At 66.7% G+C, this 16,973-nt stretch carries 17 protein-coding genes and 1 pseudogene; 8 read left to right on the top strand and 10 right to left on the bottom strand.

The genetic code is table 11. The features are described 5' to 3' along the window. The first annotated feature begins 172 nt into the window (after nucleotides 1-172). A complete protein-coding gene (locus ACIGJC_RS27515) occupies nucleotides 173-1,084 on the top strand; it encodes a DMT family transporter (protein WP_483712665.1) in 912 nt (303 codons plus the stop codon). A gap of 11 nt (nucleotides 1,085-1,095) precedes the next feature. Here the strand turns inward: ACIGJC_RS27515 and ACIGJC_RS27520 are convergent, their stop codons facing one another. The 5 genes from ACIGJC_RS27520 to ACIGJC_RS27540 form a co-directional block, all read right to left on the bottom strand. Beyond that, complete coding sequence (locus ACIGJC_RS27520) at nucleotides 1,096-1,347, bottom strand: hypothetical protein (protein ID WP_483712666.1); 252 nt, start codon at nucleotides 1,345-1,347, stop codon at nucleotides 1,096-1,098. Between the two features lie 30 nt (nucleotides 1,348-1,377). After that, nucleotides 1,378-1,818 carry a ferric iron uptake transcriptional regulator gene (fur, locus tag ACIGJC_RS27525; protein ID WP_483712667.1) on the bottom strand — a complete coding sequence of 147 codons (441 nt, stop codon included), beginning with the start codon at nucleotides 1,816-1,818 and terminating at the stop codon, nucleotides 1,378-1,380. 521 nt (nucleotides 1,819-2,339) lie between these two features. Then, a complete protein-coding gene (locus ACIGJC_RS27530) occupies nucleotides 2,340-3,332 on the bottom strand; it encodes a tripartite tricarboxylate transporter substrate-binding protein (RefSeq protein ID WP_483712669.1) in 993 nt (330 codons plus the stop codon). 14 nt (nucleotides 3,333-3,346) lie between these two features. Continuing rightward, nucleotides 3,347-4,846 carry a M81 family metallopeptidase gene (locus tag ACIGJC_RS27535; RefSeq protein ID WP_483712670.1) on the bottom strand — a complete coding sequence of 500 codons (1,500 nt, stop codon included), beginning with the start codon at nucleotides 4,844-4,846 and terminating at the stop codon, nucleotides 3,347-3,349. A gap of 34 nt (nucleotides 4,847-4,880) precedes the next feature. Then, nucleotides 4,881-5,876: a Bug family tripartite tricarboxylate transporter substrate binding protein gene (locus ACIGJC_RS27540; protein WP_483712671.1), complete on the bottom strand. Its 996-nt coding sequence runs from the start codon at nucleotides 5,874-5,876 to the stop codon at nucleotides 4,881-4,883. 138 nt (nucleotides 5,877-6,014) lie between these two features. Between ACIGJC_RS27540 and ACIGJC_RS27545 the strand changes: the two genes are divergently transcribed. Beyond that, nucleotides 6,015-7,061 (top strand): LysR family transcriptional regulator, encoded by a 1,047-nt coding sequence (locus ACIGJC_RS27545; protein ID WP_483712672.1) that lies wholly within the window; start codon nucleotides 6,015-6,017, stop codon nucleotides 7,059-7,061. Nucleotides 7,062-7,148: 87 nt separating this feature from the next. Here the strand turns inward: ACIGJC_RS27545 and ACIGJC_RS27550 are convergent. Next, a pseudogene (locus ACIGJC_RS27550) lies at nucleotides 7,149-7,343 on the bottom strand (porin); the annotation flags it as partial. Here ACIGJC_RS27550 and ACIGJC_RS27555 point away from each other — a divergent pair. Continuing rightward, nucleotides 7,341-7,607, top strand: a complete 267-nt coding sequence (locus ACIGJC_RS27555) for a hypothetical protein (RefSeq protein ID WP_483712674.1) — start codon at nucleotides 7,341-7,343, stop codon at nucleotides 7,605-7,607. The pseudogene ACIGJC_RS27550 and the gene ACIGJC_RS27555 overlap by 3 nt on opposite strands. Nucleotides 7,608-7,801: 194 nt before the next feature. On the opposite strand, the gene ACIGJC_RS27560 is transcribed toward ACIGJC_RS27555, so the two are convergent. Continuing rightward, nucleotides 7,802-8,149, bottom strand: coding sequence for a hypothetical protein (locus ACIGJC_RS27560; protein ID WP_483712675.1), 348 nt, complete (start codon nucleotides 8,147-8,149; stop codon nucleotides 7,802-7,804). A gap of 367 nt (nucleotides 8,150-8,516) precedes the next feature. Here ACIGJC_RS27560 and ACIGJC_RS27565 point away from each other — a divergent pair, with 367 nt between their 5' ends. The 3 genes from ACIGJC_RS27565 (at nucleotide 8,517) to ACIGJC_RS27575 (ending at nucleotide 11,434) form a co-directional block, all read left to right on the top strand. Beyond that, the gene (locus ACIGJC_RS27565) at nucleotides 8,517-9,830 is read left to right on the top strand and encodes an MFS family transporter (protein ID WP_483712676.1); all 1,314 of its coding nucleotides are present in this window, start codon (nucleotides 8,517-8,519) and stop codon (nucleotides 9,828-9,830) included. Nucleotides 9,831-9,932: 102 nt separating this feature from the next. Then, nucleotides 9,933-10,871 carry a LysR family transcriptional regulator gene (locus tag ACIGJC_RS27570; protein ID WP_483712677.1) on the top strand — a complete coding sequence of 313 codons (939 nt, stop codon included), beginning with the start codon at nucleotides 9,933-9,935 and terminating at the stop codon, nucleotides 10,869-10,871. A gap of 89 nt (nucleotides 10,872-10,960) precedes the next feature. Then, nucleotides 10,961-11,434 carry an aminoacyl-tRNA deacylase gene (locus tag ACIGJC_RS27575; RefSeq protein ID WP_483712679.1) on the top strand — a complete coding sequence of 158 codons (474 nt, stop codon included), beginning with the start codon at nucleotides 10,961-10,963 and terminating at the stop codon, nucleotides 11,432-11,434. Nucleotides 11,435-11,479: 45 nt separating this feature from the next. Here the strand turns inward: ACIGJC_RS27575 and csgH are convergent, their stop codons facing one another. Genes csgH through ACIGJC_RS27590 form a run of 3 tightly spaced genes read right to left on the bottom strand, consistent with a single transcriptional unit; the run spans nucleotide 11,480 to nucleotide 13,981 of the window. Next, entirely contained in the window at nucleotides 11,480-11,791 is a 312-nt protein-coding gene (csgH, locus tag ACIGJC_RS27580; RefSeq protein ID WP_483712680.1) for a curli-like amyloid fiber formation chaperone CsgH, read from the bottom strand. A 13-nt stretch (nucleotides 11,792-11,804) separates the two neighbouring features. Continuing rightward, nucleotides 11,805-12,590, bottom strand: coding sequence for an ethanolamine ammonia-lyase subunit EutC (gene eutC / locus ACIGJC_RS27585; RefSeq protein ID WP_483712681.1), 786 nt, complete (start codon nucleotides 12,588-12,590; stop codon nucleotides 11,805-11,807). A gap of 8 nt (nucleotides 12,591-12,598) precedes the next feature. After that, the gene (locus ACIGJC_RS27590; RefSeq protein WP_483712682.1) at nucleotides 12,599-13,981 is read right to left on the bottom strand and encodes an ethanolamine ammonia-lyase subunit EutB; all 1,383 of its coding nucleotides are present in this window, start codon (nucleotides 13,979-13,981) and stop codon (nucleotides 12,599-12,601) included. Nucleotides 13,982-14,240: 259 nt separating this feature from the next. Between ACIGJC_RS27590 and ACIGJC_RS27595 the strand changes: the two genes are divergently transcribed. Then, complete coding sequence (locus tag ACIGJC_RS27595; protein ID WP_483712683.1) at nucleotides 14,241-16,253, top strand: alkaline phosphatase D family protein; 2,013 nt, start codon at nucleotides 14,241-14,243, stop codon at nucleotides 16,251-16,253. A gap of 102 nt (nucleotides 16,254-16,355) precedes the next feature. Further along, on the top strand, nucleotides 16,356-16,967 hold the full coding sequence (locus ACIGJC_RS27600) for a DUF2239 family protein (RefSeq protein WP_483712684.1): 612 nt from the start codon (nucleotides 16,356-16,358) through the stop codon (nucleotides 16,965-16,967). Nucleotides 16,968-16,973 lie beyond the last annotated feature (6 nt).

A 16,973-nucleotide genomic window follows, 5' to 3' on the forward strand; every position in this document is an offset into this window, starting at 1 on the left:
TCGGCCAATTTCCATGCAAAAACGAAAGAAACTGCCGCTTTTCATGATGATTTATGCGTTTTTCGCGAGATGCGCCGGTTTCGCCGCCCTGAATGAACGAGTCCGAAAACGGCTTGCGGCTGAACCGGACGAGGGCGTTTAATCCGCCATGCCGATGTCCAGACGCCAGACCATGAAACCCGCCGATCTTGTCCGCCTGCTCTCGCTGGCCGCTCTCTGGGGCGCCAGCTTCCTGTTTATCCGTATCGGGGCGCCCGTGCTCGGACCGTTGACAGCTGCCTTCGTGCGGGTGCTGATTGGCGCGGTCACGCTCGCCGCCTGCCTGCCCTTGCTCGGCTTGCGCTGCGACATGCGCGGCAAATGGCCGGCCGTGCTTACGCTGGGCGTGGTGAATTCCGGTATTCCGTTCGCCATGTATGCCATTGCCGCGCTCTGGCTGCCGGCGGGATACTCCGCCGTGTTCAATGCCATGACGCCGCTGATGGGTGTGCTGATCGGCACCCTGTTTTTCGCCGAGCGCCTGACGCGCGCCAAGGCGGCCGGCGTGATGCTGGGCATTGCGGGCGTGGCAGTGCTCACGCGCACCGGGCCCGTTGCGTTTTCGGCGGACGTGCTGCTTGGCGCGCTGGCTTGCCTGGTGGCGACGGCTTGCTACGGGCTGGCCGGTTTCCTGACGCGGCGCTGGATCACCGAACGCGGCGGGCTGGACAGCCGCCTGGTCGCCGCCGGCAGCCTGGTCGGGGCTACGCTGTTCCTGCTGCCGTTCAGCCTTGGCTCGCTGGTGCAGCACAATACGCTGCCCGATGCCGGCGCCGGGGTGTGGGGCGCCATGCTCGGGCTCGGCGTGGTCTGCACCGCGCTGGCCTATATTCTCTATTACCGGTTGATTGCCGATCTGGGCCCGGTGCGCTCGCTGACGGTCACGTTCCTGATTCCGCCGTTCGGCATTGTCTGGGGCGCGCTGTTCCTCAACGAGTCGCTGTCCTGGGCGCACCTGGCCGGTGGCGCGCTGATCGGCGGCGCCGTGTGGATGGTGCTGCGCCCGACCCGGCCGCTACCGCAACCCGAGGCCGCGCGCGGCTGAGAGGCAGAGATTCAGGTGCTGGCGACGACGTTGTAGCGCTCGCGCACCAGCATCACCACGCGCCGCGCCTGGCGCAGGTTGCGCACCGCATCGGCTTCGGTGCGCTCGGGAAAATCCACTTCGGCGCTCCAGTTGCAGCCGGTATGGTCCGGCCGGTGCACGCATAGCGCGCGCAGCTGGCAGTCCTGGCAGCCCGGCTCCTGGCGCAGGCAGAGGTTGATCAGGCGCTTCAGTTCGGACCGGGGCTTGGGCAGTCGCTCCATGATCGGCTCCGCTAAGTGGCGCCGCGCCTGTCAGCCGGCTGGCGTTTCCGCCCGGCATTCCGGGCAGATGCCGTACAGGACCAGCATGTGTTCGCGCAGCGCGAAGTCGTTGTCGGCCGCGACCTGGCGCTGGCGCTGCTCGATTCTCTCATCCCGGAATTCCTCGACGCGTCCGCAGCTCACGCAGATCAGGTGATCGTGGTGGCCGCCTTCGTTGAGTTCGAACACGGCGTGGTCCGACTCGAAGCTGTGGCGCAGCAGGATCTCGGCCTGGACCAGCTGGTTGAGCACGCGGTACACGGTCGAGAGCCCGGCGTCGTCGTCCTGCGCGAGCAGGATGCGGTAGACATCTTCGGCGCTCAGGTGGCGCCGCTCGCAGGTACGGAACACCTCCAGGACGCGCATGCGGGGCGACGTCGCCTTGAGGCCGGCGCGCTTGAGATGGGCAGGATCGGACATCACGGTTGGCATGGCATGCGGCTGCGGGCGCCGTCCGCGGACGGCGTCGGGAAAACGGCTGAAATGGCTGGAAGGCGTCCGGAACGCCCTTGCGGTCCGTCCCGGACGTGGCGCCGTGCTGTACGGCGCGCGGAATAAAAAGGCGGCCTGGCTTGTCGACGGATGACGCGGTGGGGAAAGCGGGGTCTGGTTGCTTTCCCGACCATCCGGCGACTGGCTACTGCCAAACGCTCCGCGTTACGGAGCGGTCCCCACAAAAGTCGGTAACGGGATGCCGCCCTGCTGGCGACGATCCGGAAATTCTTTCCGGCAGTCCGGCGGGCTCGCCGCGTACCGCGACGGTGCCAGGCTGACCGGGTTGTCTGGTCTGCGTTGCCGCTGCGTCAGACAGTGATGTCATAGTAAATGGGAATCGATCTCATTACAAGACCTATTTTGAAGTTTTCCGTCCAGGTCCGAGGTGGACTGCAGGCTAGTCCGAACAGAAGACGCCGGGGCCTGCCACCATCGAATAGTCACCTCCCCTTCCGCCATCAATCGCTGGCCGTGAAGCCCGACGCCTCGACCACGGGCTTCCACTGCGCACGCTGGTCGCGGATCATCTTGCGCAGCGTGGCGCCCGATTGACCGTTCACCTCCATGCCCAGGGCCGCCATCTTTTCGCGGACATCCGTCGACCGGGTCGCGTCAAGCAAGGCCTTTTCAAGCTGCGCTACAGTCGCCGGCGGCGTGCCCGCCGGGACGAAGGCCGAGTACCAGCCCGATGCCAATTCAAACCCCGGTGCGCCGGCTTCAGCAAGCGTCGGCACATCGGGCAGCAATGACGTTCGCTTCGTGCCGGTGACGCCAAGGAAGCGAATCTTGCCGGCGCGGTACAGCTCCATCTGGCCGCCAACGGCATCGATACCAAGCGGCAGCGTCCCGCCGATCTCGTCGGTCAGCATCATCACCGCGCCACGATAAGCGGTCGGCAACAGCGGCACGCCGATTTCCTTGCTCAGCGTCAGCACGCCGAAGTGGATGGTGCCGCCAAGCGTGACCAGCCCGACACCGCCCCTGGCCGGCTGGCGCTTCACCCACGCCAGGTATTCCTGCATGGTGCGATAGGGCTGGCCCGCCCCCGTCGACGCAACCAGCGGCACGTCCGCCAGATATGCGACCGGCACAAGGTCCTTGTCGGGATCGTAAGGCAGTTGCTTGTAGGTCAGCGGAAAAATGGTGAACGGCGGAGCGGGCGAGATCAGGACGGTCTTTCCATCCGGGTGCGCGCGCTTGACCGTGTCCAGCGCCAGCCGCGCCGAAGCCCCCGGGCGGTTCTCGACCAGCACCGGCGTGTTCAGCGATACGCGCAGCTTTTCCGCCAGCGTGCGCGCGAAGATATCGAGCGCGCCGCCGGCCGCGAAGCCGACTACGATGCGCGTGGGGGTCTCGCTGCCCGCGGCCGCGGCCGCATTGGGTACGGCGCTGACGCCGAGGGCCACGCTCAAAGCAGCCGCGAGGCGCCTCGGGACGATTCGGTACGGCATATTGGCTCCTTTGCTCAGGCGGCCTGCAGTGTGGTATCCACTTCGAGCGGATAGATCGGGCGCCGCAGATTGCGGAACGGGAACAGGCTGTAGTCGGAGCTGCAGACGCCGGGGCCCGCTACCAGCACGATGTCCTTCGCAATCGGCTCGAAGCCCGCGCGGAAATGCTGGCGCGATTTGATCAGCACGTACTTGCGGCGCGACAGGTCGATGCCCGCGTGCGTGAACACGCCCGTATCGAACGGCTCCTGCGGCTTTTCGCATACCACCACGAGCGTGCCGTCCACGTCCAGCACGACGGTGCGGCCCAGGCTCAGCCTCATGCCCGTGAACATCGGCCCGGTCACCTGGTAGTTGCCGTCGGTGATGCACTGGACCCGGCCCGTCAGCGTCAGCGGGCGGCCCTTCAGGCCCAGCGCCGGCATATCGGTCTTGCCGCCGACATCGAGCGTCAAGGTGCTGCCGACGCCCGCATCGATCAGCTGCGTGACCGCGGCCGGGTCCCAGAACGGCCCGGCCACCACGCCCTCCAGCCCTTGCCGCAGCACTTCGGCCAGCACCGTCATCTCGTCGGTCGGGCCACCGGCGCCACAGTTGTCGCCGTGGTCGACCAGGATCACCGGTCCTGCCTCGGCGTTGCGCGCCCGCGCGATCGAGGCCTCCATCGGCTCGATTGGAAACACGAAATCGGCGCGGCGTTCCCACGCCATGCCGCACAGATCGTCGAGCAGCCGGCGGCCTGCATCGGCGCGGTCGGCATCGGCGACGATCACGACGGTCAGCCCGGTATGCGCAATGTCGGCCAGCGGGAAGCCCCCGAACACCGATGCGTTCAGCACTTCGCCATCGCGCTCGGCGGCCATGGCGCGGTCCATGATGTCCTTCATCGGCTGTTCGCGCGGAGTCTGGCGCAGCATGTGCGTGAGCATCGGCAGCGTGCGCCACAGCATCACCGGTCGGGCCTCGCCGCGCAGCGAGGCCATCAGCGTGCGCGCGGCGCGGGCGCCGGTCTCGTAGACATCGACGTGCGGATAAGTGCAGTAGCCCGCGATGACGGTGGCATTGTCGATCAGCGCCGCGCTGAAGTTCGCGTGGAAGTCGAGCGAAACGGCAATCGGCACATCGGGCGCCACGGCCCGGATGCGCGCCAGCAGTTCGCCTTCGGCATCGGGATAGCACTCCGCCACCATCGCGCCGTGCAGGTCGAGCATCACCGCATCGCAGCCTTCACGCACCGCCGCGACAATGGTTGCCGCCATCGATTCGAACGCGTCGGCCGTGACCACCCCGCTGGGCACCGCGTTGGCCATCAGCGGCATCACGAACGTGTCGCCCTGGCGTCCAACCAGATCCATGAAGGCCGCTGCGGCGCTGTTGGTTCCGCGGCAAGCGCGCACGGCGTCATCGCCGTGCAGGGGGCCATCGGTGCTGCCGCGATTAAAGGCGTGCAGCGGTGTCGGGATCGGCGAGAAGGTATTGGTTTCATGCCGCATCAGGGCAATGACAAAATGCATGGTATGGACTCCTGTGCGGGCCGTGCCGCGAGAATCAGTTGGCTTCGAGATCGACGTTGCGCGCGATCGCGCCATAGCGCAGCGTCTGCGCGTGCAGGAAGCGGCGGCTTTCCGCCGGGGGCGTCAGCACGGACGCGTACGCAAGCGTCTGCAGCCGCGCCTGGAAGTCAGCCTCCTGGACGCTGGCCTTCACTTCCTTGTAAAGGCGGTCGATGGTCTCGGGCGGCGTGCCCGCCTTGACGACGAGCGACAAGTTGGCGCCGATCAGCAGGCCGTCCTTGCTGTCGGACTTCTGCAACGCCAGGTTCGGGAACTGCGCCACGGGCTTGGCCTGCAACGCGGCCAGCGGCCTGGCCTTGCCGTCGTTGACATAGTTGATGGACGAGCCGATCACGTCGACATGCGCATAGGTCTGGCCCCCGATCAGGTCCGCCATGGCCGGCGGCGAGCCACGGTAGGGCACGATGGTGAAGTCGAGCCCGTTGCGGCGCTTCCAGTCCGCCAGGGCGAGATGCGCGGCGCCGCCGACGGTATTGATGCTGATCGACACCTTGCCGGGATGCTCGCGGATATATGCCATCAGTTCGGCCAGGTTCGTCTGCTTGCGATCCGTGCGCGTGATGATCCAGTGCGGCACCGTAGTCAGGACGGTAACTGGCGTGAAATCGCTGTCCGGGCGGTAGCGCAAGCCCTTGATCGTGTGCGGATTGATATTGAGCGTGCCGTCGCTGGCGAGCAGCAGCGTGTTGCCGTCGGCCTTTTCCTTGAGCACGGACAGCGCGCCCGGCACGGTGGCGCCGCCGGCGATGTTCTCCACCACCACGGGCTGGCCAAGGCGCGTTTCGAGCTTGCGTGCCAGCGTGCGGCCGACGATGTCGTAGGAACCACCGGCCGGGAATGGCACCACCAGGCGCAACGGCCGGTCGGGCCACGCCGCGCCGGCGGCAGCACCGGCATACGTCATCGCCACCAGGACCATGCCGGCGAAAGCACCACGAAGCACGGCGGAAAGTCGGGTTGTACGGATCATCAGTCTCCTTCCGAGGTCTGGGTGCCTCGTCTTGAACGTTTCGGACCCGGCCGACTATAGGCCAACTCGACTTGCACAAAAAGCGAATTAAAATGTCGCCAAGTTGAGTAAATGGTTAACTTCAAAGCAAGCTGCGATATGCCTTCCATGCCGTCCATGCCTTCCGCCGATCCGCTCGAATCCGCCAGTTTCCCGCTTGGCCGTCTGAAGCTGCGCCACCTGCGCGTCATCGTGGCATTGGGCGAGATGCAGACGGCGGCGGCGGTCGCCGCGCGCTTCCATGTCAGTCCGGCCGCGGTATCGAAAACGCTGGCGGAGATCGAGGACATCGCCGGCATGGTGCTGTTCGCGCGCGGGCGCCGCGGACTCGAACTGACCGAACCGGGCCGCGAGATGGCAGCCCACGCGCAGGTGCTGCTCGCGCAGCTCGAACGCCTTGCCGAGTCCATGCAGGCGGTACGCGCGGGTAGTCAGGGCGAACTGCGGCTGGCGTTCCGGACCATGTCGGTGCAGCCGTTCCTGGCGCAGGCCATGAGTGACTTCTACCGCGACAACCCGCGCGTGGAGATCAGCGTGATCGAAGGCGGCATTGGCGAACTGGCCGAGCAATTGCTGCACGGCTCGCTGGACCTGCTGTTCGCGTACGGCGATCCGCGCCTGTCGCAGCCCGCGCTGCGCAGCACGCCCGTCGTGCCCGCGCAGAAGGTAGTTGTCGTCGCCAGCCCGGATCACCCGCTGCTGGCGCGCCGCAAGCTGACGGCGCAGGCCTTGTCCGAGCAGCAATGGTGCATTCCCGCCACGGGGTCGCGCATGCTTCATCTGCTGCAGATGGCCTTCCACGCGCTGGGGGCGCCGGCGCCGTCGCGCGGCATCCGCACCAGCGACGTGGCGGCCACGGCCAGCCTGATGCAGACCGGGCACTACCTGTCGGTGTTTCCCGAACGCATCGCGGCACAACTGATGTCGGCCAAGGTCGCCCGGGTGCTGCGCTTCGAGCTGGATGCCCGCGTCGAGCCGGTGGTGGCCGTCTGGAATGGCGAAATCACGTCACGTACCGCCGCGCAGCGCTTTCGCGAATTCGTGCTGCAGAGGGCCACGCAGGATGTCGTGCGGGATGCGCGGCCACTGCTGGCGGCTCGCGCGGTGGCTGCGGCGGGGCTGGTGCCGCGCCGCGTGAAGGGATGATCGCGAGAGTGCCGCTTTTCGCCGATGACACAGGTACCGAGGGCCAATGGCGGATTCAACTGCCCCGCCATGAGTGCCGTATGGTCCTCAGAAGATATGCTTGATCCCCAGCATCGCGCCAAGCTGCGACGATCCCGGCGGCGGAGCCGCCGCGCCGTCAACCGCCACGGCGGACTGGCCGCTGTTGTCGACAAAGCCCATCGTGCCGTAGACCGAGGTGCGCCTGGAGAACGCGTAGGTGCCCCGCAGCGCGTAAAGCATGGCCTTGTTGCTGCTGTGGTGGCCCACGCGCGACTCGTCGATGTGGTCGAATCGCTCTCGGTCATGACCAATGTCGCGCTGATGTTCGATCAGGCGACCATCGGGCTGATGCCGCGCTCCGCCGCACGGCAATTCGTCGACACCGGCAGCCTTGCCATCATCCCGCTGGAGCACGCGCCGGCATTCGGCGATGTCGGCTTCTTCGCCGTGCCTGGCTCGCTCGCTGTGCGCGCCGTCGAACTGTTCAAGGAGTGCCTGCGGGCGGCGGCGCGCGAAGCCGGCTGACGTCGCGCGCTACATTCGCTGACCAACGGGTACCCGATCGGCGTCCCGGAAACGCTCAACGCGCAATTCATCGAGCTGGTCCGGTACGGCGCCTTCCGCCGCCACTGGGGCGAGATCTTCGGCGATGGCCTGGCACCGCTGCTGCGGCCGGAGGGCCAGCTGGTGGGACAGCCGCCGCTGCGCCTTCCCGGCTGCTATTCGCAGTGTTCGCGCGCCAGGGACTCGCGCGTATAGCCATGCCGCACGCGCAGCTGATGCTCGACCGCATCGGCCTGGTCCAGGCACGCGAACATGACGTCGTCCCTGGCGCGCTGCGACACGCCTTTGAGCCGCGGGGCCTCGTAGGCAATGCGGCGCGCGCGGCAGCGCAGGAACAGCAGCGTCTCGGTGCTGGCGGAGGCCAGTTGCTCCTTGTCGATGCGCCTGCATTCGACCAGGTCCTGGGCCCACGATGGCTCGATCGTCACGAACAGCATCAGGCACAGCCATCTGCGCAGGGAAGAGGACATCGGCATGGAAATGAGGGCGCTCAGGCTCATCATTGTCCACCGTCACGCGTGTTTCAAGCGGTCCGGCATGCTGAGGCAGAGACGCACCAGCGAGACAGTGTGTCCAAGGCCCAGGACAATCTGCCGCCAGCCCCGTCGCCTCGTAACGAATGTTGCAGCGCAATAGATATGTGCACCGTGCCGGGGTGTGCAGCGGTCCCTGATCGGGGTAGGCTGTCATCCATCAACGTGCCGCAGTGTGCGTCGATTCACGCCAGCCAGCACGGGCTGACGCCGATCCTCTACTCGCCGCCCCACTCCGGAACCAGGCGGCGTTCCAACGGCGCGAGCCAGCCTGCGGCCCTGCTGATCGCGGCCCGCGCCCCCGTGCATCGCCGCTCCCTGATTGCCAAGACAAAAAATGACCGATCTCACAGCCGACTCCAACCAGGCCGCCGCGCCTACGCCCGAAGAGGTGCGCAAACGCGTCTTCGCCATCGTTGCCGCCTCGTCAGGCAACCTCGTCGAATGGTTCGACTTCTACGTCTACGCGTTCTGCGCGATTTACTTCGCGCCATCGTTCTTTCCCAAGGCCGATCCCACCGCGCAGCTGCTGAACACCGCGGGCGTGTTCGCGGCCGGCTTCCTGATGCGGCCGATCGGCGGCTGGCTGTTCGGCACCATTGCCGACCGGCATGGGCGCAAGAACTCCATGCTGATCTCGGTGCTGTTGATGTGCTTCGGCTCGCTGCTGATTGCCGGCCTGCCGACTTATGCCAGCATCGGCAACTGGGCGCCGGCGCTGCTGCTGCTCGCACGCCTGATCCAGGGCTTGTCGGTTGGCGGCGAGTACGGCACCACGGCGACTTATATGAGCGAGGTGGCGCTGCGCGGACGGCGCGGGTTCTTCTCGTCGTTCCAGTACGTCACGCTGATCGGCGGCCAGTTGCTGGCGGTACTGGTGGTGGTGATCCTGCAGCAGCTGCTCGATGACGCCGAACTCAAGGCCTGGGGCTGGCGCATTCCGTTCGTGGTCGGCGCGATCACCGCGGTGGTGGCGCTGTTCCTGCGCCGCACGCTGCACGAGACCTCGTCCGCGGCCACGCGCGGCAGCAAGGAAGCCGGCAGCGTCGCGGAGATCTTCCGCAACCACAAGGCCGCCTTCTTCACCGTGCTGGGCTACACCGCCGGCGGCTCGCTGATCTTCTACACCTTCACCACGTATATGCAGAAGTACCTGGTCAACACGGCCGGCATGTCGATCAAGACGGCCAGCTACGTGATGACCGGATGCCTGTTCCTGTACATGTGCATGCAGCCCGTGTTCGGCGCGTTGTCCGACCGCATCGGCCGGCGCAACAACATGCTGCTGTTCGGTGCGCTGGGCGCGGTGGCCACGGTGCCGATCCTGACCGCGCTGCGAACCGTGTCGAGCCCGGAACTGGCGTTCGTGCTGATCGCCGTGGCGCTGGCCATCGTCAGCTTCTATACGTCGATCAGCGGTATCGTGAAGGCAGAAATGTTCCCGGCCGAAGTGCGGGCGCTTGGCGTCGGCCTGGCCTATGCGATTGCCAACGCGGCGTTTGGCGGCACGGCCGAATACGTGGCGCTGGGACTCAAATCCGTCGGCCATGAGACCGCGTTCTACTGGTATGTCACCGCCATGATGGTGGTTGCCTTCCTGGTCAGCCTGCGCCTGCCACGCCAGGCCAGGTACCTCCATCACGAGCACTGAACGCCGTGCCGGCGGCAGGTGTCGCCGGCTGCGCGTGGCACACTACGGGTGCGGATGCTGCCACCGGCAGCCCGCACCCTGAACCGCCTTCTTTCCCCATCCATGGATCTCAACGCCCTGCGCCTGTTCGTCGACATCGTCGATGCCGGCAACCTCAGCGCCGCCGCGCGCAAGCTCAAGATGACGCGGGCCAATGTCAGCTACCACCTGAAGGCGCTCGAAGAAGAGCTTGGCGTCCAGTTGCTGCGGCGGACCACGCGCCACGTGGAACCCACGCCCGTGGGCGCCGGGCTCTATGAGCACGGCCGCAATATCCTGGGCGAGGTCGCGGCGGCCAATGCGCTCATCAGCAATATGGGCAAGAGCATGCAGGGCCATGTGCGCCTGTCGGTGCCGACCGGCCTCGGCCACACCATGCTGTCGCCGCTGCTGGTGCAGTTCAAGCAGCGCTATCCCGACATCCTGCTCGACGTGGTGTTCGACAACCGCGTGCACAACCTGGTGTCGGAAGACGTCGACGTGGCCTTGCGCATCATCTCCACGCCGCCCGATTCGGTGGTGGCGACGGAGATCGGCGAAGTCGACTGGGTGGTCTGCGGCGCACCGGCCTACCTGGCGGCGCACCCGGCGCCGAAGGTATTGGCGGAACTGGGCGGGCATGCGGTGGTGTGCGCGTCGCCGGTCGGCCAGAAGCTCAAGGTATCGGGCACGCCTCCGCATGGCGGCGCCGCACGCGAGCAGGTCGTGCTGGAGCCCACGCTGAGTTCCGACAACTTCGCGTTCCTGAAGGAGGGCGTAATGGCCGGGCTGGGCATCGGGCTGTTCCCGATCTACGCCGTTGGCGACGAACTGGCCAGCGGCGCGCTCACCTCGCTGCTCGACGGCTATCGCATCAGCGTGTTCGGCAGCAAGCTCTATATGCTGACCATGCCCAACCGGTACCAGACGCTGGCCACGCGCTGCCTGCTGACCTTCCTGAAGGCCGAACTCCAGGCCGTGTGGCCGCGGCTGCACGATAGCGCCGCGCCACGCCAGGGCTGATACCACCGTCTATAGTAGGTACACAAGGAAAACCCTTGTCCCCGCCGGTTGCCCGGGAGTGACCGGCCTTCGCATCCAGAGGAGCAATCATGGCCCTGGCAAGCACGCTGGCGAGCTGCATGAGCAGCAAGAATACGCAGTACGACATCGTCCACCATCCTTACACCCTCAGCAGCATGGCCACTGCCGAGGCTGCGCACGTACCCGGAGACCGCCTGGCCAAGACTTTGCTGCTGGAAGACGAGAATGGCTATGTCGCCGCAGTGATCCCGTCGAACCATCACCTGCACATGGCTGCGCTGTGCGAGCAGACCGGCCGCAAGCTGGTGCTGGCGCATGAAGACGAAATTCGCGAGGTCTTCAAGGACTGCGACCTCGGCGCGATCCCGCCCGTGGCCATGGCGTATGGCATGCAGACCTATGTCGACGACAGCCTAATGAAACACCCCGACGTGTATTTCGAGGCGGGCGACCACCAGGAACTGGTGCACATGAGCATGGACCAGTTCTCGAACCTCATGTCGGATGCCGAACCGGGGCATTTCTCGCGGCGTATGATGTAGCCGCGATCCTTGCAACGGACAACGGCCGGCCCTGCGCCGGCCGTTTTACTTTGCGCTGCAGTCTAGCGTGTACCGTGCCACCACCGTGTTCCCGTCCCGCAGCGTCAGCCCCACTTCACATCTGCCGCCCGGCACCGGCATCACCGCCATGGAAGACACCTGGCTGGGCTGGTTTTGCTGCACGTGCACCGTGCCGCTCTGCGCAATGGCCGACGAGTTGCCCTGCCCGCTGCTGCGCAGCCGGATGTCGTACTGCAGATCCGCCTCACGGGCCGCGCTGACATAGGCCGCGATCATCGTCACCCCATTGGCGGCATGCGATTCCAGCCAGGCCTGCAGGTGGATATCGGCTTGCATATCGTTCTCCGTGTCATGACGTTGCGGCCGCGTCGCCCGGCAGCGCCGGTGCGCTGTCATCCTTGAGCGCCACGCCGGAACAACCAAGCGCGGCCGCGCCGCGCAGCAGAAATGCCAGCCGCTCGGCGGCCTGCGCGTAGGGCAAGCCTTCCGGGCGCACGTTGGAGATGCAGTTGCGCTCCGCGTCCGTGCGGCCGACGCGCGGCGCATAGGTCAGGTAGAGGCCGAGGCTGTCGGGCGAACTGAGCCCCGGCCGTTCGCCGATCAGCATCACGACCTGGCGCGCGCCGGTCAGCTCGCCCACTTCATCGCCCAGCGCCACGCGCGCTTGCTCGGCGATCACGACCGGCGCCACGGTCCAGTCCCGCGGCAACCGTTCGCGCACGGCAAGCAGCAGCGGCACCGCGTGGCCCTGCGCAGCCAGCGCGGACAGGCCGTCGGCAATCACGAACACCACATCGGGCACCGGATCGGCATGCGCCTTCGCCAGCCGCGCACGGCTGGCTTTATCCAGCCTGCGGCCCAGGTCGGGGCGGCGCAGGTAATGCGCGCGGTCCGGCGCGGCGCTGTGGACCGGCACGCTGGCAAACCCGGCCTGCGCGAGCGCGGCTTCGACGGCCGCGCGGTCCAGCGGCAGGTGCACCGCATCGCGTGCCTGCGCATGCGCCAGACCGAAGGCCAGCACGGTGTCAGTCGTCTGACTGTGCCCGGCGCGGCCGAGCGCAATGCGCGCACGCGTGAACTGGCGCAACTGCTGCCAGGGATTGGGTTGCGTGACGGAGGATGCAGGCTTGGCCATGTCCGCGGCTACAGCGAATGCGCCAGTTCAAGCAGCGGCTGCCGATCGGTGGACTCCAGCAGGCGTCCGCTGCCATCGGCAATGCCCATGCGCTGCAGCCAGGCCTCGAACTCGGGCGCGGGCCGCAGGCCCAGTACCTCGCGCAGGTACAGCGCGTCGTGGAACGACGTGCTCTGGTAGTTCAGCATGATGTCGTCGGCCCCTGGCACGCCCATGATGAAGTTGATGCCCGCCACGCCGAACAGCGTCAGCAGCGTGTCCATATCGTCCTGGTCGGCCTCGGCATGGTTGGTGTAGCAGACGTCGCAGCCCATCGGCACGCCCAGCAGCTTGCCGCAGAAATGGTCTTCGAGCCCGGCACGGATGATCTGCTTGCCGTCATACAGGTACTCGGGGCCGATAAACCCCACTACGGTATTGACCAGCAGCGGCGAGAATCGCCGCGCCACCGCATAGGCGCGCGCTTCCATGGTCTGCTGGTCCACGCCATGGTGCGCGTTGGCCGACAGCGCGCTCCCCTGCCCGGTCTCGAAGTACATCACGTTGTTGCCCACCGTGCCGCGCGCCAGCGACTGCGCGGCGTCATGCGCCTCGGCCAGCAGCGACAGGCTGATGCCGAACGCGGCGTTGGCGTGCTCGCTGCCCGCCACCGACTGGAACACCAGGTCCACCGGCGCGCCCTGCTCCATGGCGCGCAGGGTGTGGGTGACATGCGCGAGCACGCAGGACTGCGTGGGGATATCAAAACGGCAGCGCAGGTCGTCGATCATGCGCAGCAGGGACACGATCGCGGCCAGGTTGTCCGATGCCGGATTGACGCCGATGGTTGCATCGCCGCAGCCATACATCAGCCCGTCGATGATCGACGCCGCAATGCCCTTGGGATCGTCGGTCGGATGGTTCGGCTGCAGCCGCACGGACAAGCGGCCCGGCAAGCCGACCGTGCTGCGAAAGCGCGTGACCACGCGGCACTTGCGCGCGACCGCGACCAGGTCCTGGTTGCGCATGAGCTTGCTGACCGCCGCCGCCATTTCCGGCGTGATGCCGCGCGCCACGCGTGCGAGCGTGGCGTTGTCGGTCTCGTGCAGCAACAGCCAGTTGCGGAAGTCGCCCACCGTGAGGGAGGCGATCTCGCCGAAGGCGCCGGCATCGTGGCTGTCGAGGATCAGGCGGGTCACCTCGTCGTCCTCATACGGGACCAGCGCTTCGGACAAGAAGTGCGACAACGGCACGGCGGCCAGCGCCATGCGCGCCGCCATGCGCTCTTCCTCGCTCCCGGCGGCAATGCCGGCAAGGCAGTCGCCGGACCGGGCAGGGCTGGCTTTGGCCAGCAAGGTACGCAGGTCGGCGAAGACGTGGCGGTGCTGGCCAACCGTGTGGACAAAAGCCATGGGCGCGGGCTCCGGGAGCGATGGGTGTGTGCCGGTATGGCTACTATAGGCGTTCGGATTTGCAGGCAACCGGCTGCCTGTCCGCAATGCGAGGATATTGCTCCGGTAGTGCCGCGCCAATGCGAGCCAATCCTGACATCCGCGTTCCGGCGTCATCCTTCTCCTATAGCGATGTCGGCCCGACACCGACAGCGACCGCGCAGTGCGATACCTAGTATCCAGATGCCACCCATGCGGGATTAGCATAAGGAGAAGCGCCATGGACCGCCGCCAGTTCCTCAAGTGGGGAAGTTTCATGACCGTTTCCGTAGCCGCCGGCGGACTCGCCGCATGCGGCGGAGGCGGCGACTCGGAGCCACAGCCCTCCGACATGGGAAATCCCGAGAACTTCAACTTCCTGCACGGCGTCGCTTCGGGCGACCCGAAGCCTGACAGCGTGGTGGTCTGGACGCGCGTGGACGGCAGCAACGGCCAGCGGGCGGTACAGGTGCGGCTCCAGGTGTCGGTGCAGCAGGACTTCGGCACGCTGCTCGTCAATCAGTTGCTTTCCGCGCTGCCCGACTGGGACTACACCTTGCGCAACAAGGTCACCGGTCTCTCGCCGTCGACGCAGTACTACTACCGCTTCCTGCTCGGCGACCGCGCCAGCACGGTCGGCCGCACGCGCACCGCCGCGCCCGCCGGCACGCCGCTGTCGCAACTGCGCTTTGCCTTCATCTGCTGCCAGGACTGGAACGTCAACCACTGGGCCGGCATGGAAGAACTTGCCCAGCAGGACCTGGACTTCGTCGTCCACGTGGGCGACTACATCTACGAGGCCGTGCCCGGCGGTTCGCGCAACGGCAACGTCGAGGACCGGCATGGCGTCCTGCAACTGCCGAACGGCACCGCGCTGCCGGACGGCTCGGTGTATGCCACCACGCTCGCCGATTATCGCTACCTGTACCGCAACTATCGCAGCGACACGCGTTTGCAGGCGCTGCACGCAGCCTTCCCGGTGATCGCCATCTGGGACGACCACGAGTTCTCCGACAACTGCTGGCAGGATCGCCAGACCTACAGCGCCACCGACGACGCGACACCGCGCACCGCGCGGCGGCGCAGCGCCAACCAGGCGTGGTTCGAGTTCCTGCCGGCCGATGTCACGATCGACCTGAACAATCCTTCGTTCCAGAACATCCAGATCTACCGGTCGTTCACGTTCGGCAACCTGGCCACGCTGCTGATGACCGACGAACGCCTCTACCGTGCCGACCACATCATTCCGGAGGCGTCGACCGGGGGCGCCGTCGGCAGCCGGCAGTTTGTGCGAGCCGACAAGCTGGCCACCGCCGAGGCCGACAAGATCGCGGCCGCCGGCAACGCGCTGACGCCGGTGAGCATGCTGGGCGACACCCAGCGCGCCTGGTGGCAGGACCACGTCGGCGGCGCCAACACCACGTGGAAGCTGTGGGGCAACGAACTGGCCATGCTGCGCATGCAGGTGGACATCCCGCAAGCGCTCGCCGACCTGATCGCAAAGGAACTCGCGCAACTCAACAGCTTGCTGGCACCTGTGGTGGCCGACGCGGCCGCGGCGCTGGCCAGCGACCTGCGCGGCGCCAGGGCAGCGGGCACGCTGGCGGGACTGGCGTACACCGCGTTGCGCAACGTGGCGTCGCGCGTGGGCATCAGCAGCGCCACCTTCGACTCGACCATCAAGCCGTTCATCGACAAGCGCCTGCCGCCGATCGAACTGCTTGACCGCCTCATCCTCAATGCCGACCAATGGGACGGCTACAACGCCGAGCGCAAGAACCTGATGGCGTTCCTGAAGACCCACGGAGTGCGCAACGTGGTCACGCTGAGCGGCGATATCCATGCGTTCTTCGCCGGACAGGTGATGGACGACTACGATGCCGCGAGCCCGGCTCCGGTCATGGTCGACCTCGTCACGGCCGGGGTGTCGAGCAACACGCTGCTGAGCCGGCTGCGCGCGCTGGTCGACAACGACCAGGCCTTCGCGGCGCTGCACGACCTGATCTACACCAACGCGGGCGGCGCGGTGGTGAACGCCCTCAATGCCACGCTGCGCACCTTCAACCCGTGGCTGCGGCACGTCGAGACCAACGCCGAGGGCTATGCGCTGGTGACGCTCACCCCTGCGAAGCTCAGTTGCGCCTTCCATGTGATGAAGCCGCTTCAGGGCACTACGGCGCCGGCACAACCAGCCACGGCCAGCGTGCAGGTGATCGAAGTGGCGTCGGGGGCTACGGACGTCACGCTCGTGTAGGCAGGCGCCCGGGGGCAAGTAGCGATACTTTTACCCGGATATTATTGACAATTATTTTATCCGGGTATAAATTGGGCGACTTCACCACCACGGCAGCCCGCCATGCACCCAGCCGCTCTGATTTCGTCCCATATCGCCTTCGACGGGCATCGTCGCATCGCCTCCGGTCCGCTTGGCGCCGTCGCGCTCGCGGTCAGGCGTGCGGCCGCGCAAAGGGCCGCCGGGCCCCTCCTGGTGTTCGACAATGCGACGGGACGCTCCATCGATATCGACCTGCGCAGCACCGATGAAGAGGTCGTCGCGCGCTTTGCGGCCGTGGGCACGGAGGCAACTGGCCCTGGACACGTCGACGATGAAGCCGCGCAGAACGAACCTCGCGGCCGAGGCCGCCCGAAGCTTGGCGTGGTCGCGCGCGAGGTCACGTTGCTGCCGCGCCACTGGGACTGGCTCGCGCAGCAGCCTGGCGGCGCTTCGGTGGCGTTGCGCAAGCTGGTGGAAGAGGCGCGGCGCGCCAACGCGCAGCGCGACCATCGCCGCGTTGCGCAGGAGCGCGCGTATCACTTCATGTCGGCAATTGCCGGCGACCTGCCGGGCTTTGAGGAAGCAACGCGCGCCTTGTTCGCGGATGATCGCGCGCGCGTCGGGGCACTGATCGCGGATTGGCCGGCGGACGTGCGCGAGCACGCGTTGGCGCTGGCCTTCACCGCAGCATAGGCGCGT

The sequence above is a fragment of the Cupriavidus sp. C3SS-1 genome, assembly GCF_057073755.1.

Coding starts and splice junctions, on each gene's coding strand:
- ACIGJC_RS27590 (WP_483712682.1), bottom strand. CDS start 13,981: ATGGCTTTTGTCCACACGGTTGGCCAGCACCGCCACGTCTTCGCCGAC.
- ACIGJC_RS27560 (WP_483712675.1), bottom strand. CDS start 8,149: ATGATGAGCCTGAGCGCCCTCATTTCCATGCCGATGTCCTCTTCCCTG.
- ACIGJC_RS27600 (WP_483712684.1), top strand. CDS start 16,356: ATGCACCCAGCCGCTCTGATTTCGTCCCATATCGCCTTCGACGGGCAT.
- fur (WP_483712667.1), bottom strand. CDS start 1,818: ATGCCAACCGTGATGTCCGATCCTGCCCATCTCAAGCGCGCCGGCCTC.
- ACIGJC_RS27595 (WP_483712683.1), top strand. CDS start 14,241: ATGGACCGCCGCCAGTTCCTCAAGTGGGGAAGTTTCATGACCGTTTCC.
- ACIGJC_RS27575 (WP_483712679.1), top strand. CDS start 10,961: ATGGCCCTGGCAAGCACGCTGGCGAGCTGCATGAGCAGCAAGAATACG.
- ACIGJC_RS27530 (WP_483712669.1), bottom strand. CDS start 3,332: ATGCCGTACCGAATCGTCCCGAGGCGCCTCGCGGCTGCTTTGAGCGTG.
- eutC (WP_483712681.1), bottom strand. CDS start 12,590: ATGGCCAAGCCTGCATCCTCCGTCACGCAACCCAATCCCTGGCAGCAG.
- ACIGJC_RS27535 (WP_483712670.1), bottom strand. CDS start 4,846: ATGCATTTTGTCATTGCCCTGATGCGGCATGAAACCAATACCTTCTCG.
- ACIGJC_RS27565 (WP_483712676.1), top strand. CDS start 8,517: ATGACCGATCTCACAGCCGACTCCAACCAGGCCGCCGCGCCTACGCCC.
- ACIGJC_RS27515 (WP_483712665.1), top strand. CDS start 173: ATGAAACCCGCCGATCTTGTCCGCCTGCTCTCGCTGGCCGCTCTCTGG.
- ACIGJC_RS27540 (WP_483712671.1), bottom strand. CDS start 5,876: ATGATCCGTACAACCCGACTTTCCGCCGTGCTTCGTGGTGCTTTCGCC.
- ACIGJC_RS27570 (WP_483712677.1), top strand. CDS start 9,933: ATGGATCTCAACGCCCTGCGCCTGTTCGTCGACATCGTCGATGCCGGC.
- ACIGJC_RS27520 (WP_483712666.1), bottom strand. CDS start 1,347: ATGGAGCGACTGCCCAAGCCCCGGTCCGAACTGAAGCGCCTGATCAAC.
- ACIGJC_RS27545 (WP_483712672.1), top strand. CDS start 6,015: ATGCCTTCCATGCCGTCCATGCCTTCCGCCGATCCGCTCGAATCCGCC.
- csgH (WP_483712680.1), bottom strand. CDS start 11,791: ATGCAAGCCGATATCCACCTGCAGGCCTGGCTGGAATCGCATGCCGCC.